Genomic DNA, 25,083 nt, shown 5'->3' with positions numbered 1-25,083 from the left:
AGTAGCTTAAAATTAAAGAATATAGACCAGTAAAGACAAAAAAAGAGAGTACTTTATTAATTTTATCTTTTATAAAAATAATAGAATTTAAGCTTAAAGATATAATTAATATTGAAAAAACAGCAGAATAAACGTTAACCCAGTATTCATAATTTTCCACGACTTCACCCTCCTAAAGCTTTTTTTATAAATTCGGCTGAAAGACGACCTTCTCTGCGTGTTTTAGCAATGACTTTACCATTATTATAAATTATTCGTGTCTCATGTCGATAATCTTGTTTAGACATATCCTTTGTCCCCCCTCTATTTGGACTAGCAAAATCCGCATGCCCAATAACAACACTTCTTTTTTTACCAGCTTTGAATAAAGCAACTGATATTAAAGAGCTAAGAGTGTCTAGCTCTCCATCAAATGCACTATTACAACCATGTATTTCTATTTTTGATTCATTTGTAAAAACTTTAAAATTAATGTCTGAAATAATGAATGAATTTCTCCAATTAGCTCCACCAAAAAATTCATATTGATCCAATTTTGTTGATCTATTTCTATATAAATTAGATGATAAATTATTTGACTGAGAATATTCAAATGTCATTGATTTTTTTAAAGAAGCACCAATCACACTATAAAGACCTAGATCAGAACCATGGCTAAAAACGTCTAAAGATTGAATGGAATTTTCAGGTTGAACATTTATTAGATCAATAAACTGCCTCATTCCATTTGAAATAAAATAAGATTTCACAGGTAGATCATTTTTATAATCAGCAATCACATTTTTAGAGGCATGAAAAAAAGCCCCATTATCTCCAAGAGATCGGGCACCACCGTATAGGACGAGGCGGGTAGGTGATTTTAATTTTACAATTTCTACTTTTGCAATTTTGGTTGTTGTAGTCTGATGTTGATCTACCATGAATCAGCCTCAAAAAGTTTAATTTCAATATCTTCTGCTTTTTCTGTAAATTCTAGTTTTTCTGTCATGCCATTTTCATCAGTGACACCTTCAATAGTACGACCATCAGCATAGGTAACAATGTATTTTACATTGCTATAGGGTTGATTATTTGAATTATTTACTAACTGATATTGACCTGAATATAGAGTTAAGCCTTGAGCTAAAAAGCTTGATGAGTTTGTATTCTTACTATAGTTTTCCCCTTGACTTGTTCCAACAACATGATCTTGTTTAGGTAAAATTTTAGCTCCACAACTTAATAGATCGTCAACGTAAGCGACTGGTTTTCCATCCATAATGATATGGTTATGACTTGGTTGTATTGTAGACCAGCATTTACACTTAGGACAAAAGTGACCATCTCCAGCACGTAGAAATAGGTTTCCCATTTGAGAGGTTCGTTGTTGTGTTGCTTGAATGATTCCTCCATGATTTGTCATAGAGTTATGAATTGCAAAACCTTTAGCCATGATTAACACCTTCTTGGCACAAAAAGCCTTCAGGGGCCTTATCACCGATAAAGATATTTATAGCTACAGAGTTATTAGGGCTATCGACAATCTCATCACCATTCTCTAAGAAGCTTCCTACTAACGCACTCGCTTTAACTAATCCACCTTTTTTGCTTTTAGCTCTATTTACCGCAAGGTAATAGATCTTTTTCGGCCTATGTCGAAAATAAAGCTGTTCTGCTTTTATTGTTTGCTTTATGTCTTGTTGAGACATTTGTTTTAACTGTTCAATTGGTAGTTCATGTAAAAATTTAGGTTTCGTCATACTTAGTCCAATTATTGTTATTGAATGAAGAACATAGAGATTAAAACATAAAACCAAATATTAAGACAAATTTAATTGAATTATTAATTATATTTAATAATTTAAATTTATTTACTCAAAGTAATGACAGTCTTTTTATAGCTTTCATGTTCTGATCGTACGATTTATTAAAATAGTAAATTTAAGAATTAGTCATATGTGTTTTTTAATAACTTATATTTTAATTTTTGTCTTACTAACATAATTTTGCTTTATCGTTCACGACCAGTTCAACAAGCGCCATATTTAATTGTTTAGAAGATATTTCATCTACTCGTCAACATCGCTAACCCATCCTTGTTTTAGGCCCCCAGTGATTGTCCATTGATTGGACAGCGCTTTCTCAATGCTGTTCATTTATTGGACATTGGGAGTGTAGCTTTATTTTAAGTCTATGATTGTTAATCATAAAAATATTGGCACGCTAACTGCAAATATTCTATGGCTCATATTTGATTAAAACAAATCTATCAAACGATTCATCAAGTGTAGATGGTCGATTCGTCATGGATAAATCGATTGATTTTTGATTCAAAATTTAAATAAGTGCAATGAGCAGTGAAAAGGATGCTTGAAACTAAAGGGAATAGATGATGTGTTTTAGCAATAAAAATAGCCTGCTTCTTATGTTGAGTGGCATGTTTGTACAGTATAGCCATGCGATTGACGTAAACGTGGGGGATTATACAGCGTTGCCAAAAGGCACCAATGCAGGTGTGTTCTATTATCAACATAGTCAAATGGAGGGTTATTACCAAAATGGTGAAAAAACCAGAGCTGAATCTAAATCGGATATCGGTATCGCGCGCTTTATTCATTACACCGACATCGCTGGGTTACGTGCAACACCTCAAATAATTTTACCGTTTGGAACAGTACGGCATACGCAAATTGGCGATACTGATTTAAACAATGCTTCAGGTTTTGCAGATCCAGTAATTGCTTCTGCATTTTGGTTGATTAATCGACCTGAACAAGGTTCATCGGGTCGTTATCTGGCATTTACCCCATTTATTTATTTGCCAGTTGGGCAATATGATCGAAATGATGCGGTGAATTTAGGCGAAAATCGATTTAAGTATGATCTTCAACTGGCATGGGTACAGCCGCTATATGGCAAGTTTGCTTTTGAACTTTATCAAGATGTGATTTGGTATGGAGACAACGATGAAGCAGGAAAGGGTGATCAAACACTTTCACAAGCGACCAGCTATCAAACTCAATTTAACTTACGTTACGACTTGAATTCTAAACAGAGAATCGCCTTCGGTTATGCCGCAAATTATGGGGGTGAACAACAGCTGGATGGAATCAAACTGGATCAGAACATGGAAAAGCAACAAGCGCGATTGGAGTTTCAGCAAATGCTGAATGCAAAAACTCAATTAAGTGCACAGTTGCTTTCAGACACACGAACAGAAAGCGGATTTAAGAAAGATTACGGTCTAAATTTTCGTGTGTTTTACATTTTTTAATTTAAAGCAGGTGTAACACATTGATTGCGTCATTTTTACAAGGATGCAGTTGGAACAGTAAAGCAATTGTCTAAATAAATTTTGAAGAGGTCATAATGTCTATATTCACAAAAGAGCTTTGGGATAAAAAATTATTTAACGGTTCATGGCAGTCAGCCCAAGACACCTACAGTGTGATTGAGGTTGCAACAGGTCAAGTGCTTGGTGAAATCGGTTATGCCACTGCCGCTGATGTGGTGAGCGCTGCACAACAAGCCAAAGCCGCTCAACAACAGTGGTGGGCTTTAAATTATCAAGAGCGTCAGGCAGTGTTTGAGCGAGCTGCTGCTTTACTGACAGAAAATCAAGCGGAAGTGATTGAGTGGCTGGTTAAGGAAAGTGGCTCATTACAACTGAAAGCAGGCTTTGAAGTGAGTATTGCGATTCAAGTGCTTAAACATTGTATTGCTTCACCTGCAACTGAACAGGGCACATTATTACCTACGCAAAATGGCAAACTAAGTATAGCGAAACGCTTGCCCTTAGGTGTTGTTGGGGTCATTTCTCCATTTAACTTTCCACTGTACTTAGCTTTACGTGCTGTGGCACCTGCTTTGGCCTTTGGTAATGCGGTGGTGTTAAAACCTGATGAGCGTACAGCAGTGTGTAGTGGCTATGTGATTGCACGGATTTTTGAACTTGCAGGATTGCCAAAGGGGCTGCTGCATGTATTGCCAGGTGGGGCCGAAGTTGGTGAAGCACTGACTTTGGATAAAAATATTGCCAGTATCCAATTTACGGGATCAACCCAAGTTGGACGGATTGTTGGGGCGAATGCGGCAAAGACCTTAAAGAAAGTCTCTCTAGAACTGGGTGGGAAAAACTCACTGATTATTTTGGATGATGCGGATATTGAGTTGGCAGCAGAAAATATTGCATGGGGTGCATTTTTACATTCTGGGCAGATATGTATGACCTCTGGCAAGATTTTGATTCACCAAAAAATTTATCAACAGGTCAAACAGCGTGTAATTGAAAAAGTGCAGAATTTTGTGGTAGGGAATCCTTGTGACAAGAATGTCACCATTGGGCCATTGATCAATGCTAAACAAGCGCAACGTGTAGAACAATTGGTCAGTGCTGCGGTTAATGAAGGCGCAACATTGGAAATCGGCGGGCATGCCGATGGGGTATTTTTTCAACCGACTGTACTGACAGATGTGACTGCAAACAATTCGATTTTTAGTGAAGAGATTTTTGGTCCTGTTGCGGTATTGATCCCGTTTAGCTCAGATGAACAGGCCATTGAATTAGCCAATGACGGCGATTATGGGCTTTCAGCAGGCATTATTACCTCCAATGTGGGACGAGGTATGCAACTCGGTGCGCAGCTCAAAGTGGGCTTGCTACATATCAACGATCAGACCGTAAATGATGAAACGGTCAATCCATTTGGTGGTTTTGGTTCATCAGGTAATGGTACGCGTATTGGCGGCCCTGCCAATGCCGATGAATTTACCCAGTGGCAATGGATTACAGTACAGGCTCAAGCGCCACATTATCCTTTTTAAACAATTAAATAAATCATGACAGGACGTTATACCATGAGTGAATTAAAAGATATTATTGCCGCAGTGACCCCATGTAAAGGTGCTGACTTTGAGCTGCAAGCTTTAAAAATACGTCAGCCGCAAGGTGATGAAGTATTGGTAAAAGTGGTTGCTACAGGAATGTGCCACACCGATTTGATTGTACGTGATCAATATTATCCGGTACCGCTGCCTGCCGTCCTTGGACATGAAGGGTCAGGAATTATTGAGGCGATTGGCCCTAACGTAACCGAGCTTCAAGTCGGCGATCATGTGGTTTTAAGCTATGGTTATTGTGGGAAATGTACCCAATGTAATACTGGTAATCCTGCCTATTGTTCAGAGTTTTTTGGACGAAATTTTAGTGGGGCAGATTCAGAAGGGAATCATGCGCTTTGTACCCATGATCAAGGCGTGGTAAATGATCATTTTTTTGCCCAATCCTCCTTTGCAACCTATGCTTTAAGTCGTGAAAATAACACGGTTAAAGTGACTAAAGATGTACCAATCGAACTATTAGGACCATTAGGTTGTGGTATTCAAACAGGTGCTGGCGCATGTATAAATGCCTTAAAAGTGACACCTGCCAGTAGTTTTGTGACTTGGGGTGCTGGCGCTGTTGGTCTAAGTGCTTTACTTGCGGCAAAAGTGTGTGGTGCTTCAATCATTATCGCTGTTGATATTGTTGAATCACGTTTGGAATTGGCAAAACAATTGGGTGCAACTCATGTGATCAATAGTAAAACTCAAGATCCTGTGGCTGCGATTAAAGAGATTACTGATGGTGGAGTCAACTTTGCCTTGGAATCTACTGGGCGACCTGAGATATTAAAACAAGGTGTTGATGCGCTGGGTATTTTAGGCAAAATCGCCGTGGTAGGTGCACCTCAATTAGGCACAACTGCACAATTTGATGTAAATGATCTGTTATTGGGTGGGAAAACGATTTTAGGTGTCGTTGAGGGGAGTGGTTCGCCCAAGAAATTTATCCCTGAGTTAGTCCGCTTATATCAACAAGGGAAATTTCCCTTTGACCAACTTGTAAAATTCTATGCATTTGATGAAATCAATCAAGCTGCGATAGATAGTCACAAGGGTATTACACTCAAACCGATTATTAAAATTGCATAATCTTGCATGGCATGCTCATTGAGGAGCATGCCATTTCTTTGATTATAAGTTTTTTAAGTTTAAATTTTGGGTTTAGTCTTAGATTGGAGGTTTAGTGTTTTAAGCTAGTTGGATGAGTTTAGAGCTTTCTTCGCTTTTCCAGTAATTTTCCAAATAATAAACCCAGCTCAAACAATAACCACATTGGGATCGCAAGCATAATCATGGAAATTGCATCAGGTGGTGTTACAAACATAGCGATAAAAAAACAGCCCACTATAATAAAGCGGCGTTTTGCAATTAAACTCTGAGTGCTAACCACACCAATCAAAATCAATAAAAGTGTGATCATTGGAATTTCAAAAGTTACCCCAAACACCAAAAATAACTTTAAACAAAAGCTGAGATAACTATTGATATCGGTCATGGGTGCGACGGTTTCGGGAGAGACGCTAATGAAAAAGTGCAGAATAGAAGGTAGTACAATAAAGTAAGCGAAGGCAATTCCTGCGTAAAATAATAGGATGCTACCCAACAGCAAGGGAAGTGCCAGTGATCTTTCTTTTTCATAAAGTGCGGGTTTAATAAAACTCCAGAGCTGATAAATAATAAAAGGCATTGCCAGCAGAATCGCCACAAAAAAGTTAAGCTTAAATGGTGCCATAAATGTTGCAGTAACATCTGTTGCGATCATGGATGAATTGGCAGGAAGCTGGGCTCTTAATGGTTCTGAGAGTAGTTGATACGTTCGATTGGCAAAAGGCAATAAACAAAAAAACAGTGCGAATAGAACCCCTACCGTTTTAAACAAATGTTGACGAAGCGCCACCAAATGTTCAATCAGTGGCATTTGCTGTAGTTCTTCAGACGGTAGGTCTTTTGTAATCACAGCGGGTGATGAAGATTGAGGGAGCTGTGTATTCATGCGATCACCTTTAATTTTACCAGAGATGAGGCTTTAGGCTCTGTCTGATAATCATTAGATAGTGGTTGATGCTGTAAAAATTTTTGCAAATAATGGGGTGTAAATACTGCGTAATACGCTTGATTACTCAACAAATCACAATAAATCAAACTGTTAAACTTTGCTGTTTTTTCAATAGCGCCGCTCTGTAGCTGTTGTTTAGCGTCGCTTGCCTCTGTTTGCTGCCGAAGTTCAGCAAGTTGGGATTGCATTTTTTGTTCAAGCTCTGCCATACGCTGCATTTCTTGTTGGACTTGCTCACGCAGTTCGAATAACCCGAGTTCACGGTCAATATCTTGTTTGGCATTGTTCACAAAATGCATGAGTTTGGCATACCATTTCCCCGCGAAACGAGCGGCCTCTGGCAGTTTTTCTGGTCCAAGTACCAGAAGAGCGATAATGCCAAACACAAAAAGTTCAGACATTCCAACATTAAACATCTATATCATCCCTAAACTTAGCTGTTAATGGTTGAGTCGGATGGTTTCTTGGTCTCCTCATGTTCAAGCGTGTTGGTTTCTTTTAATGCGATGTTTTCTTCCTCACGCATTGATTTTTTAAAGTCTTTGACTGCGCCGCCAACATCTTTACCAATATTTTTAAGCTTAGAGGTTCCGAATAATAAAATAACCACAATTGCAAAAATGATTACATGCCAAATTGATAAACCAGCCATAGTGTTCTCCCTTGTTATTCCTGTCCATGAGAATTGATTTTTACTGTATTGAGATCAACATCCATTGATTCAATTCATTGTTTTAAATAACCTAATCATTTAGGGTCTTACATTTAAAAGCAGTGCATTTAATAGGTTTTGAGCGAGTAGGTTATAAGTTAAGTTTTTAAAAGAGAAAATTTCAATAAATTCACAAGAATTTTTTTCTCTTTCAGCATCATTTTCACTTTGTTTGTCCAGTCAATTAAATTCCATTTAATCTTTGGAATATTCTTATTTAAATCGTCTTTTAATATCGAAATAGCGTTGAAAATAATCATTGCTATGTTTCAGTGGTTGTTTTAGTCATCTCTCCTGTAATGGATAAATTAAGCAGATGAGGCTTGAGTTGCTTTGGGCTATTCGGCTTGATTAAACAACAAGCCGCTCAACTGGATTGCTGATCCACTATATCTGTACCATACCCCATAATTTGATTCTGTTCCAATGCTTGAATAAGATCATCTTCCTTTATTTTCAAGTTAGGCCCAAGCTTAATAGATCGCATTGAGCGAGGTGACTTTAAATACAGGTATAGCCTGCATCCGCCGTAATGATTGAACCTGTGATTAGACTTGAGGCATCTGAAGCCAGAAATTGCACAATAGACGCAATTTCATGAGCTTGCCCCATACGTTTGGCCGGTGTCATATCCAGCCATTGATTGACTAAGTTATCTTGGTTTTCAAGATTTTTTAATAACGGTGTTTCAATATAGGTGGGGGCAACAGCGTTCACCCGAATATGACGTTGAGCCCATTCAACCGCAAGCGATTTCGTTAAATGATGCACGCCTGCTTTTGAGGCATTGTAGTGACATTGTGGTTGTGGCACGTTGACAATCTGTCCTGACATTGAACCAATATTGATAATCGATCCTCGTCCAGCATCCAGCATTTGACGGGCAAAGCCACGACAAGTCTTAAAGATGCCAGTCAAGTTGATGTTGATGACATTATCCCACTCCTCATCTGTCATGTGCTCAGCTGGAGTATTCGTCACAATGCCCGCATTACATACCAATATATCCAGCGCTGGTAAAGCTTGAGCAAGCGCGTTAATCGCTGCACTATCCGTGACATCTAAGCTTTCCGCACGCGCAAGATAGCCCTTGGCCTTTAACGCTTGTGCAGTTGTTGTTGCACGATCCAGTAAGATGTCGGTACAAATAACTTCGGCGCCTGTCGCAGCAAGTGCTTCAGCAATTGCTGCACCTATGCCTTGACCTGCACCTGTGACCAGTGCCAGTTTATTGCTTAAGTCCATTTTCTTGCGATAATCCATATCTTTTCTCTTTGTCTTTTCCATTTTATGTGATGAGTGAGCATCGTAACGGTTCACCACGTAAACTGCGTAATGCTTCTTCAGCGGCTAAGCGCTGTAAGGTATCTACCGATGTATCAGAAAAAAACGCTGCATGTGGAGACATGATTAAATGAGGTGCTGTACGTAAAGGCGAGTCTGCTGGTAATGGCTCTTGTGCAAAGACATCGAGTCCTGCGCCTGAGATTTGTCCACTGACCAAGGCTGCGGCTAATGCTGTTTCATCAATCAATCCACCTCTTGAGCAATTGATAATGATTGAACCCTGAGGCATTTTTGCCATCGCCTCAGCATCAATCAAATGACGTGTTGCTGGGGTCAGTGGAACATGTAGCGATAAAACATGGGCAGAAGAAATCACTTGCTCCTGTGACATTAAGTGAACGCCTAGTGCTTTTGCTTGCGCTTCGGTGACATATGGGTCAAAGCCAATTATATGACAACCAAAGGCAGCGAGGCGTGAGACATAAGCTTTCGCAATACGTCCCAGCCCGATTAAACCTACGGTGGTATTACGCAACGAACGAATACCCGTAACCATCCGATCGATCTTCCATTCACCTGCGCGGATACCTTGGTCATACTGATTGAGTTTACGTACCATCATCAAGGTCATGGCAGCCGCATGATCAGCGACTTCTTCAATACCATAATCAGGTACATTACAAACCTGTATTCCAAGTTGTTTTGCGGCGACGAGATCAACATTATCGACACCAACGCCATAACGTACAATGGTTGCACCAGTTGCCATGGCCTGCATCACACGATGGGTCATTGGTGCAAAGTTGTTGAGTACTACATTTGCTCCTGCAACGGCTTGTACTGTTTCTGCTTCACTACGGCATTGAAATGCTGCAAAACTTGCCCCAGCAACTTGCGCGGCCGCTTGCTCATGTCGTGTATTACCAAAGGCTTGATCAGTGACCACTAATTTCATTAGAGCACTCCTCGTTTTACTAAATTACGCATCAGTGCACGGGTTCCATAAGTCCATGGTTGTGCTTGATCAGCATAAACAACAGTATTGCGTAATGTGCCTAAAAGCGGAGTTGAGATTTCGACCACGTCACCAGGTTTATGGGTAAAGCCAGAACCTTGACCTTCTCGATCTTGTGTTGGCGCGAACATTGTGCCTAAAAATAACATAAAGCCATCTGGGTACTGATGCGAGTCATTGTAGGTTTGTGCGACCAGATGCGCGGGTTTACGACTGATTTCCGCCATATTGGAGTGTCCCGACATGCTGAAACCATCTTCTGCACCAGTTACAGACATGTGAAGAGTGGCATTCTCAATATCGCTAAGGGTGAACTCTGAGTCAAATAGACGGATAAACGGGCCAATTGAACATGATGCGTTATTGTCTTTTGCCTTGCCGAGTAATAGCGCTGAACGGCCTTCAACATCGCGTAGATTGACATCATTGCCCAGCGTCGCACCACGGATATTGCCTTGGCTATCCACCGCCAACACTATTTCTGGCTCAGGGTTGTTCCATGCTGAAATTCGATTAATCCCCACTTGTGCACCATAACCTACAGCAGACATGGGTTGTGACTTGGTGAAGACTTCTGCATCTGGCCCAATCCCGACTTCGAGATATTGTGACCATAAACCTTCAGCAATCAATGTCGCTTTAACTTCGGCTGCTTGTTCAGAACCCGCTTGAATATTCGATAAACTGCCGCCGATTAGTGTACCTATACGTTGACGTAATGCTTCGGCACGAGCTGGATCACCCGAGGTTCGTTCATCGATGACACGTTCAACCATACTTTTGGCAAAAGTAACTCCACAAGCTTTTAAGGATTGAAAGTCACAGGGTGCAAGTAAGCAAGGACGATCTGCGTGGTAACCCATTTCTGCAGGATCAAGCACCAAATCTTCAACTTTCCCAAGCACTTCACCTGTGAGTTGGTCAAAACGACCAGCAGGATCATGGTCAAGAAAATCAGCCATTGAGATGACCGACTCAGTAACATCAATCAGTATGTTGTCACGTAAGATGACAACCGATGGCCCTTTGTGAGGAAGCCAAACACGTCCAACCAATTTGGCGCTGTTGAGTGATGTGGGTAACATGGAGAATCCTTCCTTTGTTTATCATTTGTTCTATCTAGTAATACTACTTTTTAATTTTAGCTTTGGTCAAGTAGTGTATTGAGTATATGCAGATATTATTCGCTTACATTAATGGGTTTTTAATATATTTATTTGTTTTTTATTTATAAATTATTTTATTTTTATTGTTGGTTTTGATGTTTTCCCAAAGGGTTTTCAGATAATTTATAAATTATTCTTGCATAAAAATAGTATTACTATATATTTTAACAATGAATAACAAGATTACTCGCATAGGAAGGCGTGAAGTAAATGATGAAAAATAATGCTTTAGCTGAATCAATCGCTGTACTCGACAGTACTTTATATATCGACGGAAAATTTTCTAAAGGTAAAGGACCTCGCTTACCTGTGCTAAACCCTGCAACGGGTGAGGTGATTGGTCATATTGCTGCAGCAACGACGGATGAGATTGATGCGGCTGTTTCTGCTGCACGTTATGCATTTGCTTCATGGTCTAAGTTCGTGCCAAAAACGCGTGCGATCGCTTTGCATCGTTTAGGCGACCTTATTGCTGCGGATGCCTTAAATATGGCAATGATCATGACAGCGGAACAAGGCAAACCTGTTCATGAAGCAAAAGGTGAAATTCTAAAACTCGCTGAAGCATGTCATTTTTATGCTGAAGAAGCCACGCGAGTGCATGGTGAAATTATTCCCAATGATCAACAAGGATTCCAAAGTTTAGTGGTACGTGAACCGATTGGTGTGGTTGCTGCAATTACACCGTGGAACTATCCCGCTGAGTTGGTGGGGTGGAAATTATGTGCCAGCCTTGCTGCTGGATGTAGCATCGTTATTAAACCTGCTGAATTGACGCCATTTACTGCTTTGGCAATTGCACAAAAATGTCATGCAGCGGGTATTCCTGCAGGAGTAGTCAATGTATTGACAGGTAAAGGCTCACAAGTGGGGCAGGCACTGGTCGAGCATCCGCTAGTGGATAAAATTGCATTTACGGGCTCAAGTGCAGTGGGTTTGCATATTCAACAAAGTTGCCCACAAGTGAAACGTCTGTCTTTAGAGTTGGGTGGCAATTGCCCGATGATTGTCACTGCGAGTGCTGATCTTGATGCAGCGGTCAAAGGTGCAGCACGGCGTAGCTTCCGTAATTGTGGGCAAATCTGTATTGCGATTAATCGCATCTATGTGCATCGCGCAATATATGAGGAGTTTGTTACTCAACTTGCAGCGGCGGCTGATGCATTGAGTGTCGATAATGGCTTGGAAAATCCAGCCGCTGATCTTGGGGCAATGGCATCTGCTGAGCCTCTAGATAAAACGCGTACCCATCTCCAAGATGCTTTGGTTAAAGGCGCACGGTTGGTGGCTGGTGGTAAAGCACCAGAGGGGATTCAATATGCCAAAGGACATTTTTTTCGTCCAACTGTGATCGCGGATTGTAAGCATAGTATGCAAGTCATGAGCGAAGAAACGTTCGGTCCTTTGGTTGGGGTTGCACCTTTTGATGATTTGGATGAGGCAATCAGCTATGCCAATGATACGCCTTATGGTTTAGCAGCTTATTGTTATGCTCAAAATTTGACAGAAATTCATCGGGTTTCAGTGGGTCTTGATTATGGCAATGTTGCGATCAATAACGTTGATGCTGGAATAATGAATGCTGCTTATGGTGGTCGTAAGCAGAGTGGTGTTGGCTACGAACATGGTCGTGAAGGATTGCTTGAATATTTTAATTTCAAACATATTCGTTTATACCACGGCGTGGAGAATTGATTTATGCAAGTACTTCTAGGGATAGATATAGGAACTTCAGGATGTAAGGCTTTATTGATCGATATTGAAGGAAAAGTTGTTTCAGCCGATATCGCAACTTATCCATTGTCTAGACCTCGACCAGATTGGACGGAGCAAGATCCTGAATTGTGGGTGGAGGGTGCACGTCAGGCTGTCGCAGGAGCATTGGCCAAAGCGCCTCCAGTGCAAATATTGTGTATTGGCTTGTCTGGGCAAATGCATGGCTTGGTTCCACTTGATGCTTCACAGCAAGTTTTACGCCCAGCTATTTTATGGAATGATCAACGTAATCAAGCTGAATGTGATGATATTGTCGTGGCTGCCGGTGGCTTAGATGGATTACTTGCGGCAACTAATAACAGAATGTTGGTGGGCTATACCGGTGGCAAAATTCTTTGGATGCAACGCCATGAGCCTGAGCTGTTTGCGCGTATGCGTAGCATGTTGAACCCGAAAGATTATTTGCGTTTACGTCTGACTGGGGTGATTGCCACTGAAGTTTCTGATGCTTCTGGCACAGGCTTGTTTGATGTGCGTTCACGACAATGGGCCACGGATTTAATCGAAAAGATAAGAATTGATCCTGCGATACTCCCACCGGTATTTGAATCACAAGTGATTTCAGGACACGTCTCAGCAGCAGGTGCAGTACTCTTCGGTCTTCCAGAGGGATTGCCTGTTGCGGGTGGGGGTGGGGATTCGGTAATTCAGACTTTTGGTTCAGGTGTGATTGAGCCGGGTGAACTGCAAACCACACTTGGTACAGGTGGGATTCTCGCTGCTGCCTTAGATACAGCACAAGAAAATCCAAAAGGTCGTTTGCAGGTTTTCTGCAATGTGGCTGCTGATAAATGGCATTGTATGGGTGTCTCTCTCAATGCTGGCAGTGCAATGAATTGGTTCCGTGAGAATTTTTGTCATATTGCTGACGGGCAACATCTTTCATTTGAGCAAATTGTCGCCAAAGCAACAGCGAGTACGGCGGGTGCAAAGGGCTTATTGTTTTTACCTTATCTGTATGGCGAGCGTTGCCCTCATGCCGACCCTAAAGCGCGTGGCGCGCTTATCGGTCTCACTGCACGACATGATTGTGGTGATGTTGCTCGGTCTGTGATGGAAGGGGTGGTGCATGCCTTGGCGGATATGTATTCCTTAATGCAGCCATTAGGGATTGAAAAGCATGTGATTAAAGCTTCTGGGGGTGGTGCAAAGTCTACCCTTTGGCGACAAATTCAGGCTGATGTATTTGGTTGTGAGGTGGTGACGACCGATGGTGCTGCTGAAGGTGCCGCCTTTGGTGCTGCATTGGTTGCTGGCTTGGCAATGGGGGTTTGGCCCGATGCACAGAGTGCGATCAAAAACTTTCGGGCAATTTCTAGAGAACAGCCAAATTTGGCAGTCGCTGAGGTGTATGCACAAGCGCATGAAATGTATCGCAGTCTCTATCCCGTATTGGGGCAAACGCTTACCGCGTTAAGTTCTCCAATTTTTGACCAATAATTCTCAGGAGTTTTTTATGACTGCTTATTCTGCATTTATCTTTGATTTAGATGGTACGCTAATTGATAGTGCGCCTGATATTGCGGAGGCTTTAAATATTGGCTTTGCTCAAAATGGTTGGCCCAAGCTTGAGGCGCATTTTGTTGAAAAATTTCTTGGCAATGGTCCACGTCGGCTGATTATCGATATTTTAGATGAATTGGATGTTGCCTATGACGAAGTAACATTACAGCAAACTTTACAATGTTATCAACAGGCGTATCTGGCCAATCCGGCGGGGCATACCCGAATTTTTCCACACGTACGTGAAGATCTTGAGGCGTTAAAATCGGCTGGGATAAAATTGGGTATTTGTACCAACAAAACCCATGCAATCACTGCTAAAGTGTTGCAGCAATTGGGCTTATCTGAGTTATTTGATGTGGCCTTGGGTGCCGATGCGGTACCTGCCTGTAAACCAGATCCAAAACATTTGTTGGCTGTGGCGGACGCGATGAATTTGGTTTCTGGTGGCTGGGCTTATGTTGGCGATACACCCATTGATCAACAAGCTGCAGTGGGTGCCGATGTGCCTTTTTTTGTTGTACCTTGGGGCGGTGGCCCAGAAGTGGAAATTTCTGCCAAGCAACGTTTAAGTCGTTTGGCAGATTTATTACAAGTTTGATTTGATGTGCTGTCAAGTGGCGGCTAGGAGTGTGGTGGTATGACCGTCAGTTTGTTACAGCGGATTCTTCAAGAAAGTGAAAACATGCATCGTGCTGAACGACGTGTGGCTGATTTTGTGGTGACATCACCTTCTGAAGTGATCCAGATGAGTATGGCGAGTCTGTCGGAAGTCTGTTCTGTCAGTGATCCAACCATTATGCGCTTTTGCCGCCGTTTTGGTTTTGAGGGTTATCAGGATTTAAAACTTCAGTTGGCGCAGAGCTTAGTGCCATCTGCACCATTTGCTTATGAGCAAATTATTCCCAATGACAGTATTGAAAATATAGTGCGGAAAACCTGCCGTAATTCACTGAATGCAATTCAGCGCTTGGCTGAAGATTTAGTGCCAGAGCAAATCACGGCGGGAGCAGGTTGCCTACAAGCAGCAAATTGGGTTGGCATTTATGCCACAGGAATGTCTGAAATCAATGCTGTGGATGCAGAACATAAATTTCAACGACTGGGTATTCGCTGTCAGGCCTTGCTTGGTACAAAGCACCAACGTATTCATGCCGATAGCGCCAGACCTGAAGAAGTTATTTTGATTTATTCGCAGTCTGGACATACGCGGAAAATGGTTGAGATTGCCAGCATTGCCCGTAAACGTGGTGCAAAAGTGGTTTCGATTACGGCACATGATAGTCCATTGGCACAGATTTCAGATGTGCTTATTGCCGTGCAGCCTTATGAGCATACTGAGCTTATGACGCCGTTGGCTTCACGTCTGAACCATCATCTGGTGACCAATATGTTAGTCACTGCCATTGCAATCGCAAGTGGTAGTCAATTTCCTGATCAATTGCCGGCGCTTGATTTATGGCACACGGATAAGATTTGATCGATTAGAAAACAGCAATGAAGCTGCGTAAGTAACAGGAGTACTGAATGAGTAATCAACAGGATGAAGCAAAAAAAGTAGCAGGACGCCGAGTAATTCAGGATTTTATCCATGATGGTATGAAATTGGGCTTAGGTTCTGGAACGACGTCGCATTTTTTTGTTCGAGAGTTGGGTGCACACATCCGAGAACATGGATTAACCCTGACGTGTACCACCACTTCTCGTTCAACCATTGAGGTGGCACAACAGGTGGGGATTGAAATCACGGATCCCAATGAGATCGGTGAAATTGATCTGACCATTGATGGTCCAGATGAAGTTGATCACCAGTTTAATATGATCAAAGGTGGTGGTGCTTGTTTGCTTTGGGAGAAGATCATCGCACACGCTTCTAAACAAATGATCTGTATTTGTGATGAAACCAAGATTGTCGATTGTTTGGGTGGCTTTCCGCTTCCAGTTGAGGTGGTGCAATTTGCATGGAAGCAAACCTTAGCAATGGTTGAACGTGTACTTGCAGAACATGGTATTGACAATATACGGATTGAACGTCGAATGCGTGATGGGCAACCCGTCGTGACAGACAGTGGTCATTTTATTCTAGACTGCCATTGTGGGCCAATAATCAAAGATCCATCACCATTAGAGATTGAGCTCAATCGAATTCCGGGTGTGGTCGAAAATGGTCTGTTTACTCGTGAAGCGGTGGGGATGGTGGTGGCGTGTTTTGATGGAACCTCTTACGTAAAAATGCGATAATATAGTAAAACTATATTTGAATGTTATAAAACTAAAATCGATTTACCAGAATAAAATGGTTGATATTTCTCTTAAATATCCGTGTTTATTATATATTTAAGCTTTTATTGTTTAATTTTAAGTATCTATTTATTGTATCTAAAGATTATTTTTTAAATATTCTGCATGGGATGTTATTGACAGTTTAATTAAAAATGTAGTATTACTAGATTTAATAAATAAGGAATAAAGGAGATATTCCAATGACAAAATCAAATCAGGGCGGAATAACCCGCCGTAATCTATTTAAAAGCGCAGTTGCAGCAGGTATAGGACTGAGTTTGGGGGGAGGGCTTATAGGATGTAGTCGTTCTACATCAACCGCAACTCGTCTTTCAATTCCATATTCCAATAAAAGTCTTGATTACTACTTTTTTGTGATTCAGGAAGAAGCTGTTAAACGTGCGGTGCAAGCCAACTCAGGCGAGTTTCAAGCCACCAATGCAAACTTTGACAGTACCCGTCAGCTTGAGCAGTGGCAGAGCTTACTCTTATCAAAACCATCTGCAATTATTTCAGATTCAATAGACAGTCAGGCGATTGTTTCTGCCATCCAGCGCTATAACCAGCAAAAAATTCCTGTCGGTATCATCGATACGCCTGCGGATGGTGGTGATGTCGCAATTACTGTAAGTTTTGATAATTTTCAAGGCGGTGTCATTGCTGCTGAGGAAATTGTAAGTCGTTTGGTCAAAAAGTACGGAAAGCCAAAAGGTAAAGTCTTAAATTGTTTTGGTGCTTTGGCTTCTGTGGCATGGCGTTTACGTAAAGAAGGCATGGATTCAGTTTTTGCGAAATACCCAGAAATTACCTATTTGTCACGACCGACTGAAGGGCAACTGGAAAAAATGCTGGCGGTAACTTTATCTACCTTATCTGAGCATCCTGATCTAGATGCAGTACATGCACCTTCTGACTCTCCTGCACGCGGTATTGCGACTGCATTGCAACAAAGAAATCGTTGGAAGAAGGTCGGTGAGGAAGGCCATGTTATTTTTGTGACGATTGATGGTGAGCCAATTGCTTTGAAATGGATTCAGGAAGGCTATATGGATGCATGTGTATCTCAAGACCCAATCGCTTATGGTGAGATTGCGGTTGAAATGCTAACCAAGCATTCATTGAAGAATACAGAAGTGCCTTTGGGTGAATACCAAAACACCAAGTACTTTTGGGAAAAGGGCGTCATCGTAAAAGGTAAAACAGGACCAACACTGATTATTCCTGCTTTTGTCATCAATAAGGACAATGCTAGTGATGCAAGACATTGGGGGGCAGTAGCTGAGAAGGATTGGGGCATTCCCTATGCTTAATTCGCATTGAGTAAAGCAGACTTGTTCCAGTGATGACAAATAAGCAATGTTGAGAGAAAAAATGGGATTACATGAACGGAATATTGATAAGGCAATTAATGAGAAGATCCTAAGCATTGAGAACGTGACCAAAAGTTATGGTGTGGTTCAAGCACTACGCGGTGTCACGGTTGAAATTCGTAAAGGTTCTATTCATGGCTTGCTGGGTGAAAACGGTGCAGGTAAATCCACATTGGTTGGCATCATTTCGGGACAAGTCACCCCCACATCTGGGCGAATTATTTTAAATGGTCGTGTACTTGAGCATGTTGATGTTAAAGCAATGGAAGCCGTAGGGGTTTTCTTGGTGACACAAGAGCCAATGATCATTGACAACATGACCGCAGAAGAAAACCTGATGCTGGGTATTTGGCCGAATAAAAAAGGCTTTATCGATTGGAAAACTTTGCGTGGCAATGCAAGTCGCATGCTTGAAGGAACCAATATCGATGCCAAAGCGCTAGCAGGGCATTTAAATGCGGTGGCACGACGTAAGTTAAATATTCTACGGGCGATGTTCTCTGGTGGTCGGGTGATTATTTTAGATGAGCCAACAGCGGCATTAACTGTTGCTGATCGCCGTCAGTTATTTGATTTTATGCATAAATTAAAAGCTACGGGGGTAACGTTTATCTTTATCTCACACTACAACGATGAAATTCTTGAAATTTGTGATGCGGTGACTGTATTACGTGATGGCAGTTTGGCAGGTGGTTCTGACAATGTGAGTAACATGAGTGCTGAACAACTGACTGAGTTGGTGATCGGGAGAGACCTTGCGCTTTTTCAACGGGAGCGATGTGATTACACCGGTCAAATCCCTGCTGTTTGTTTAAAAAATATATATGGCAAAGATTTGGCCTTGCAACAACTGAACATTGGTCCAGGCGAAGTGATTGGATTTACAGGTCTGCCTGGCGCAGGCGCAAAAGAAATTGCTCGGGCAATCTTTGGATTGCATCCTGCAAAAGGTTCGATCTCAATGCATGGTGAAGATGCGCAAGCTTTAGCAACGTCTCCACATGAAGCCTTTGATATGGGAATAGCTTATCTTTCTGATGATCGTCGTCATGATGGGGCTGTTGGACAGATGTCAATTGGATCGAATATTGCGCTGTCTTCTTTATCACAACGCTCAAAATTGGGATTTATCGATCAACAGGCAGAGGATTCGGTGATTCAGCATTATTTTAACGCAATGGGGGTGAAAGCACCGAATGCTGAATATGCAGTGGATACATTGAGTGGTGGTAATCAGCAAAAAGTGTGTTTGGGACGAGTGTTGGCAGCAAAGCCACGATTGCTGATGGTGGATGAACCGACACGTGGAATTGATATTGGGGTGAAACAAGATGTATTACGCATCATTGATGAACTTAGTCGTGCTGGTGTTGCGGTCATCATTGTTTCAACCGATATGGACGAATTGGTTCGTGTGGTCGATCGCGTGTGTATTTTTGATCAAGGGACTGTAAAAGAAACATTGACGGGGCAGGAGATTACCGTCGACCGTCTACGTGCATCCGTTCAGGCGTGATGTCACGAGACAATAATAAGGATAGATGCAATGAGTAAGGAGAGATGCAATGGGTAATGAAATAGCAGCAGACAATAAGATCACCAACATTACAGCAAAGAAAAATACTCGCGAAATTTTAGGTTGGGTGCTCCACAACGTGGTCTGGATTTGGTTGATCGCTTTGGTCATCATTTTTGGTGCATTTAATGAATACTTTCTTACCGTGTTTAATTTGCAAAATATCATGGTGCAGGCAACCGTTTTAGGGCTTTTGGGTTTGGCTGTCGCATTGCCATTGTTGATTGCTGAAATCGATCTTTCAATTCCAGCAAATGCAGGTTTTTCCGCTGCTGTAGGTGCACTTGCTTATTCTGATTGGGGATTACCTTGGTTTGCCGCGATTTTACTGGGCTTATTGGTCGGTACTTTTATTGGGTTCTTTAATGGTTGGTGTATCACCCAATTAAAAATGGTTGCGTTGATCCAAACCCTAGCAATGATGATCATCCTTCAAGGTGCACTTTTGGCCTTAACGCAAGGCAAAACGCTGAATAATTTTGCAGAAGCTTATACCTGGATTGGGCAAGCAACCCTCGGGACTTGGCCATTAATGCCGGTGGTATTTTTGATCATGTTGCTGATTATTGGCGTGATGTTGAAACATACCGTTTTAGGTCGTTCAATCTATGCTGTAGGTGGAAATCCTGCTGCTTCACTCTCTGCGGGAATCCGAGTGAAGCGTATCAAAATTATGACTTATACCATTTCTGGGTTTCTTGCTGCTCTTGCGGGATTCTTACTGGCTTCATGGCAAATGGCGATTACATCAAATCAAGGCTCAAGCTATCTACTCTATGCGATTGCGGCGCCGATTATTGGAGGTGTCAGTGTATTTGGTGGGCGTGGCAATGTGAAAGGCGTATTGGGTGGTGTATTGCTACTCACGATCATTCAGGTCGGACTTGCAATTATCAATGTGCCTTCTTTTTATGTCGGAATGATTGGAGGAATCATGATTTTTATTGCAGTACTGATTGATGCTTTCCGCGTCCGTTATTTTGGTTAATTTACTCAACTTGATCGAGGAACAAGCACAATGTCTTTTCAACCACATGGTCAGCACTTAATCGCAGGGAAGTGGATTGCGACTGATCAGACTTTTACCAATAACCCCATTGATGGTTCAGTATCTCGTTTTTCTGTCGGTCATCGTGAACTTGTCAATCAAGCGTGCCAAGCCGCAGAAGATGCTTTTTGCACTTATGGTTACTCAACGCTTGAGGAGCGCGCGACTTTTCTTAATGTCATTGCTGATGAAATCGAAGCTCGAGCAGATGCGATTACCCAGATTGGAACCCAAGAAACAGGGTTGCCCAAGGCTCGACTGGAAGGAGAACGTGGGCGTACTGTGGGGCAGCTGCGACTTTTTGCTGCACATATCTTGAAAGGTGAGTTTTTGGATCGCCGGCATGATGTTGCACTTGCGGATCGAAAGCCACTGCCACGTCCAGATATTCGTTTGATGCAACGCCCAATCGGACCAGTTGCAGTGTTTGGTGCATCAAATTTTCCGCTGGCATTTTCAACAGCAGGCGGGGATACAGCATCGGCATTGGCCGCAGGGTGTCCAGTTGTGGTTAAAGGGCATGAGGCACATCCAGGTACAGCGGAGATTGTTGCTGAAGCGATTCATGCTGCGATTGAAAAATGTGGACTGCACGCTGGTGTATTTAGTTTAGTCCACGGTGGAGCATTAGATGTTGGTCAAAGCTTAGTACAACATCCGTTGATTAAAGCGGTTGGATTTACAGGTTCATTGCGTGGTGGACGTGCTTTATATGATCTTTGTGTTGCACGTCCAGAACCGATCCCGTTCTTTGGTGAACTGGGTTCTGTCAATCCAATGTTTATTTTGCCCAATGCGATTGCCAATCGTGGTGCTGAAATTGCCAAAGGCTGGGCTGAATCATTGACATTAGGTGCAGGTCAATTCTGCACCAATCCTGGGGTCGCCGTGTTGATCGAAGGTTTAGCAGCAGATGCGTATATTCAAACTGTTGTAAAAACACTTGAATCTGTTCCAGCACAAGTCATGTTAACCGATGCGATTGCCGAGGCTTATCGTGAAGGGCAAAAACGTTTGGCAAATACAGCAGATGTAAGTGAAGTCTTTAGTTCAAGCAGTGATTTGCGTAATGCGAGTCCTTATCTGTTTGTTACAACAGGCAAAGCATGGCTGGAGAATAAGACCTTAGAACAAGAAATATTTGGACCGCTGGGTTTAGTGGTTATTGTTAAAAATATCGATGAATTGATGCACGTGGCGAAGTCCCTTGAGGGGCAGATTACCTGTACGGTTCATCTTGATCAAGCAGATCATCACGTTGCAAGTCAATTACTGCCTGTGCTGGAACGTAAAGCAGGTCGTATTCTTGCAAATAGTTTCCCAACTGGGGTTGAGGTATGTGATGCCATGGTTCATGGCGGCCCCTATCCAGCTTCAACAAACTTTGGTGCAAGCTCTGTAGGTACGCTGGCGATTCGTCGCTTTATGCGTCCTGTGTGTTATCAAAATATTACGGAAGACTTACTTCCTGTGGATTTACGTTAAGTAAAAATCAAGCGCAATGTGCTTGAAAATAAAGGCAATGAGATGAATTAAAGGAGATGGTTTTATCTCATCATTAAACTCTAACCCGAATTGAAATAAATATAACTTTAATGAGTGCGCTCTTTACTCCATCCAACTGAATGAATCAGAGGGATAAGGCAAACTCATGCTTAAAAAAGGAATTTAACATGAAAACAAACGTATGGATTGTTGGAACAGCGGTTTTTTTATTGTCGCAAATTGCATCTGCGATTGAATTTGGTGGCTATTTTCGTACGGGAATCGGTGCAACTGAAAATGGCAAAACACAAGAGTGTTTTCAACTCACGGGAGCGCCGACCAAGTATCGTCTTGGAAATGAATGTGAACAATACGGTGAGTTTTTTGCCAAACAAAACCTGATCAAGTTAAAAGATAATTCCGAAATTAACATCAACGGAATGCTTCAGTTTTATAACCGATATGGGCAAACATTAAGTTTTAATGACGACAATGGTTTTACCCGAATGAACCAAATTTATTTGGATTGGAGAAATATTTCCTATCTGAATGGGGCAAATGTCTGGGCAGGCAGGAGATTTTATCAACGTAATGACATTCACATGTCCGATTTCTTTTATTGGAATCAGAGTGCTACTGGCTTCGGTATTGATGATTATAAAATCAATGACTTGTCCTTAAGTTATGTATTTTCTCGAAAAGACAATGTATTTCAGGAAAAATATATCAATCGACATGATGTGACAGTGAAAGGGATTCCAATCGGTTCTAAAAATACAATCAATACTGGTTTGTCATTGATTGATGCAGATGAGATGGGCTGGGCACTGACTGTGCAAAATGTCACGGCTGAGGTATTGAATGTTAAAAATACCGTGGCGCTACAATATGGTCAAGGCGCTGGGATCGGGCTGAGTTATACCGGTAACCCTGAGCTGGATCGTGATACTTCTTCACTGCGCTTTCTTGAAATCTTGGATTGGAGCTCAGACAGTAAGAAATTCAATGGACAAGCTCAATTTATTTACCAAAAAGACCAACTGAAGAATCAACAAGATCGTGATTGGATTTCAGTGGGCTCTCGGGTGGCGTATGTGGTTCAAGATCATTTTAAAATTTCCACTGAAATTGGCTATGACCAAATTAAGGCCAATGACCAAACCCGTAATCTAACCAAATTGACACTGGCACCAACCTGGTCGATAAAAGGCACAGGCTATTATGATCGTCCAGAACTTCGCCTTTATTATACTTATGCATTTTGGAACGATAATGAACAAAAAATGCGTGACTTGGTGATGCCGAATAACAATTTTCACAATGTGAATCGTGGTTCAAACTTTGGTGCTCAATTGGAATATTGGTGGTAAGGCTTTAATTGATTATTCAAAAATGAGTGGTCTTTTAAGATCGCTCGTTTTTAACAATGTGACTCAATTGAAAATATGACTCAATTAAAAATGACATCAACCATTGCAATACAACCACAGTGGAATACGTCAGCAGAAGAAGAAGGTCAAAACAAAAAAAGCAACAACTGAAAACAACACCCAAGGAAGCAATCACAATGAAAGCATTGGTACTGGAAGAAAAAGATAAACTGCAAATTCGTGATATTGAGATCAATGAATATCTAAGCACAACTGATGTACGCATCAAAATTGCCAAAGTGGGTATTTGTGGCAGTGATGTGCATTATTATCAGCATGGTCGAATTGGTGATTTTATTGTCAATACACCAATGATTTTGGGGCATGAAGCGAGCGGAGTCATCGTTGAAGTGGGTTCGGCAGTTCAACATTTAAGGATAGGCGATCGTGTATGTATGGAGCCTGGGGTTTTTGAGCCAAATTCTCCAGAAGCGATGCAGGGTTTGTATCATCTAGATCCGAATATTCAGTTTTGGGCAACACCGCCTGTACATGGTGTATTGCGTGAGTCTGTGGTCCATCCTGCAAACTTAACCTTTAAGGTACCAGATCATGTCAGCCTTGAAGAAGCAGTGCTGGTTGAACCTTTGGCCTCAGGTGTACATGTGGCTCGCAAAGTGGGTATTTCACCTGGTGATACTGTTGTGGTTACTGGTGCTGGGACGATTGGTGCTTTAATGGCATTAGCATTACTCGCATCAGGCTGTAGTCAAGTTATCATCACGGATATTAAACAACAGAAGCTGGATTTTTTAGTCCAGCATTATGGTGAGCGTTTAATTGCATGTAATGTCGCACAGGAAGATTTAAAGTGCTTTGTGCAACGGCACTTTGCTGGTGGGGTTGATGTATTTGTTGATTGTAGTGGTCATGCAAGCGCAATTGCAGCAGCACCCGATTGTCTAAAACCTGCGGGCAAACTGGTTTTTGTTGGAATGCCACAACACGCTGTGCCTATGGATATTGTTGCCATGCAGGTCAAAGAGATTGAGACGATTTCAATTTTCCGTTACGCAAATGATTATGAGCGTTCTATTGCGTTGATTGCTTCTGGTCAAATCAATGTGAAGCCTCTAATTTCAAAAAAATTTCATTTTAATCAAAGTATTGAGGCATTTAAGTTAGCGGCATCGGCATCTCCAGATATGATTAAAATTATTATCGATTTTGATCTGTAATTTATTAATTATTAGTCACTTAGATATGTGAGGTGGGATATTTATATTTAAAAATGAAGTGTTTAAAAATGAAGTGTTTAAAAATGAAGCATATTAAAAATATGTACTCCCACCCAACAGCGACATTCATGTCGCCCTATGGTAGGACAACCTATGATTCAAAGTACAAAAAATGAATTGATAACCAATAGTTTCTAAAAGTTTATACAAAAAAATATGCTTTATTTTATGATCAATGACTAGATATAAAATACTTGTATGAATAATGCGTTGGTTTGACTATATTTATTATACTAATTAAATGAAAGTTGAATAATAACGTTGGATGATAAAAT

Annotated in this window: 23 protein-coding genes; 14 read left to right on the top strand and 9 right to left on the bottom strand. The window is 41.5% G+C overall.

Annotation, left to right across the window (positions count from 1 at the left end; all coding sequences use genetic code 11):
• Positions 1-164 precede the first annotated feature (164 nt).
• The 3 genes from GJV03_RS17140 to GJV03_RS17130 are packed head-to-tail and all read right to left on the bottom strand — an operon-like array spanning position 165 to position 1,739.
• Complete coding sequence (locus GJV03_RS17140; protein WP_154130658.1) at positions 165-920, bottom strand: hypothetical protein; 756 nt, start codon at positions 918-920, stop codon at positions 165-167.
• Positions 914-1,432, bottom strand: coding sequence for a PAAR domain-containing protein (locus GJV03_RS17135; protein ID WP_004721541.1), 519 nt, complete (start codon positions 1,430-1,432; stop codon positions 914-916). The genes GJV03_RS17140 and GJV03_RS17135 overlap by 7 nt, the downstream gene beginning before the upstream one ends.
• The gene (locus GJV03_RS17130; protein WP_004721539.1) at positions 1,425-1,739 is read right to left on the bottom strand and encodes a hypothetical protein; all 315 of its coding nucleotides are present in this window, start codon (positions 1,737-1,739) and stop codon (positions 1,425-1,427) included. The genes GJV03_RS17135 and GJV03_RS17130 overlap by 8 nt, the downstream gene beginning before the upstream one ends.
• 632 nt (positions 1,740-2,371) lie before the next feature.
• Between GJV03_RS17130 and GJV03_RS17125 the strand changes: the two genes are divergently transcribed.
• The 3 genes from GJV03_RS17125 (at position 2,372) to GJV03_RS17115 (ending at position 5,952) form a co-directional block, all read left to right on the top strand.
• Entirely contained in the window at positions 2,372-3,253 is an 882-nt protein-coding gene (locus tag GJV03_RS17125) for a transporter (protein WP_151957330.1), read from the top strand.
• A gap of 95 nt (positions 3,254-3,348) precedes the next feature.
• Positions 3,349-4,803 carry a benzaldehyde dehydrogenase gene (locus tag GJV03_RS17120; RefSeq protein WP_154130657.1) on the top strand — a complete coding sequence of 485 codons (1,455 nt, stop codon included), beginning with the start codon at positions 3,349-3,351 and terminating at the stop codon, positions 4,801-4,803.
• A gap of 33 nt (positions 4,804-4,836) precedes the next feature.
• On the top strand, positions 4,837-5,952 hold the full coding sequence (locus tag GJV03_RS17115; protein WP_004721533.1) for an NAD(P)-dependent alcohol dehydrogenase: 1,116 nt from the start codon (positions 4,837-4,839) through the stop codon (positions 5,950-5,952).
• 118 nt (positions 5,953-6,070) lie between these two features.
• Here GJV03_RS17115 and tatC read toward each other — a convergent pair whose 3' ends face one another.
• From tatC to GJV03_RS17085, 6 genes are all read right to left on the bottom strand, one after another.
• Positions 6,071-6,856: a twin-arginine translocase subunit TatC gene (gene tatC, locus GJV03_RS17110; protein ID WP_154130656.1), complete on the bottom strand. Its 786-nt coding sequence runs from the start codon at positions 6,854-6,856 to the stop codon at positions 6,071-6,073.
• Positions 6,853-7,335 (bottom strand): Sec-independent protein translocase protein TatB, encoded by a 483-nt coding sequence (gene tatB / locus GJV03_RS17105; RefSeq protein WP_154130655.1) that lies wholly within the window; start codon positions 7,333-7,335, stop codon positions 6,853-6,855. The genes tatC and tatB overlap by 4 nt, the downstream gene beginning before the upstream one ends.
• A gap of 17 nt (positions 7,336-7,352) precedes the next feature.
• Positions 7,353-7,571, bottom strand: coding sequence for a Sec-independent protein translocase subunit TatA (tatA, locus tag GJV03_RS17100; RefSeq protein WP_004721526.1), 219 nt, complete (start codon positions 7,569-7,571; stop codon positions 7,353-7,355).
• Positions 7,572-8,132: 561 nt separating this feature from the next.
• Positions 8,133-8,894 carry an SDR family NAD(P)-dependent oxidoreductase gene (locus GJV03_RS17095; protein ID WP_154130654.1) on the bottom strand — a complete coding sequence of 254 codons (762 nt, stop codon included), beginning with the start codon at positions 8,892-8,894 and terminating at the stop codon, positions 8,133-8,135.
• 25 nt (positions 8,895-8,919) lie between these two features.
• Entirely contained in the window at positions 8,920-9,873 is a 954-nt protein-coding gene (locus GJV03_RS17090; protein ID WP_154130653.1) for a C-terminal binding protein, read from the bottom strand.
• Positions 9,873-11,018 carry a fumarylacetoacetate hydrolase family protein gene (locus GJV03_RS17085; protein ID WP_154130652.1) on the bottom strand — a complete coding sequence of 382 codons (1,146 nt, stop codon included), beginning with the start codon at positions 11,016-11,018 and terminating at the stop codon, positions 9,873-9,875. The genes GJV03_RS17090 and GJV03_RS17085 overlap by 1 nt, the downstream gene beginning before the upstream one ends.
• 291 nt (positions 11,019-11,309) lie before the next feature.
• On the opposite strand from GJV03_RS17085, the gene GJV03_RS17080 reads away from it, so the two are divergent.
• From GJV03_RS17080 to GJV03_RS17030, 11 genes are all read left to right on the top strand, one after another.
• Positions 11,310-12,794 carry an NAD-dependent succinate-semialdehyde dehydrogenase gene (locus GJV03_RS17080; protein WP_154130651.1) on the top strand — a complete coding sequence of 495 codons (1,485 nt, stop codon included), beginning with the start codon at positions 11,310-11,312 and terminating at the stop codon, positions 12,792-12,794.
• 3 nt (positions 12,795-12,797) lie between these two features.
• Positions 12,798-14,315, top strand: a complete 1,518-nt coding sequence (gene xylB, locus GJV03_RS17075) for a xylulokinase (RefSeq protein WP_154130650.1) — start codon at positions 12,798-12,800, stop codon at positions 14,313-14,315.
• Between the two features lie 16 nt (positions 14,316-14,331).
• Positions 14,332-14,979, top strand: a complete 648-nt coding sequence (locus tag GJV03_RS17070; RefSeq protein WP_004721514.1) for an HAD-IA family hydrolase — start codon at positions 14,332-14,334, stop codon at positions 14,977-14,979.
• A 39-nt stretch (positions 14,980-15,018) separates the two neighbouring features.
• Positions 15,019-15,858, top strand: coding sequence for a MurR/RpiR family transcriptional regulator (locus GJV03_RS17065; RefSeq protein ID WP_004721513.1), 840 nt, complete (start codon positions 15,019-15,021; stop codon positions 15,856-15,858).
• Positions 15,859-15,905: 47 nt separating this feature from the next.
• Positions 15,906-16,619: a ribose 5-phosphate isomerase A gene (gene rpiA, locus GJV03_RS17060; RefSeq protein WP_004721510.1), complete on the top strand. Its 714-nt coding sequence runs from the start codon at positions 15,906-15,908 to the stop codon at positions 16,617-16,619.
• A gap of 242 nt (positions 16,620-16,861) precedes the next feature.
• Positions 16,862-17,971, top strand: a complete 1,110-nt coding sequence (locus GJV03_RS17055; RefSeq protein ID WP_004721508.1) for a sugar ABC transporter substrate-binding protein — start codon at positions 16,862-16,864, stop codon at positions 17,969-17,971.
• Positions 17,972-18,032: 61 nt separating this feature from the next.
• Entirely contained in the window at positions 18,033-19,547 is a 1,515-nt protein-coding gene (locus GJV03_RS17050; RefSeq protein WP_154130649.1) for a sugar ABC transporter ATP-binding protein, read from the top strand.
• Between the two features lie 49 nt (positions 19,548-19,596).
• On the top strand, positions 19,597-20,595 hold the full coding sequence (locus tag GJV03_RS17045) for an ABC transporter permease (RefSeq protein ID WP_004721504.1): 999 nt from the start codon (positions 19,597-19,599) through the stop codon (positions 20,593-20,595).
• A gap of 30 nt (positions 20,596-20,625) precedes the next feature.
• Positions 20,626-22,140 (top strand): aldehyde dehydrogenase (NADP(+)), encoded by a 1,515-nt coding sequence (locus GJV03_RS17040; protein ID WP_154130648.1) that lies wholly within the window; start codon positions 20,626-20,628, stop codon positions 22,138-22,140.
• 188 nt (positions 22,141-22,328) lie between these two features.
• The gene (locus tag GJV03_RS17035; RefSeq protein WP_154130647.1) at positions 22,329-23,510 is read left to right on the top strand and encodes a carbohydrate porin; all 1,182 of its coding nucleotides are present in this window, start codon (positions 22,329-22,331) and stop codon (positions 23,508-23,510) included.
• A 197-nt stretch (positions 23,511-23,707) separates the two neighbouring features.
• The gene (locus GJV03_RS17030) at positions 23,708-24,748 is read left to right on the top strand and encodes an NAD(P)-dependent alcohol dehydrogenase (protein WP_154130646.1); all 1,041 of its coding nucleotides are present in this window, start codon (positions 23,708-23,710) and stop codon (positions 24,746-24,748) included.
• The last annotated feature ends 335 nt before the right edge of the window (positions 24,749-25,083 follow it).

It is taken from the genome of Acinetobacter sp. RIT698, assembly GCF_009668065.1.
Classification (GTDB): Bacteria; Pseudomonadota; Gammaproteobacteria; order Pseudomonadales; family Moraxellaceae; genus Acinetobacter; species Acinetobacter guillouiae.
Note: the sequence above shows the minus strand (reverse complement) of the source record. Positions and strands in the feature narration are given on the sequence as shown.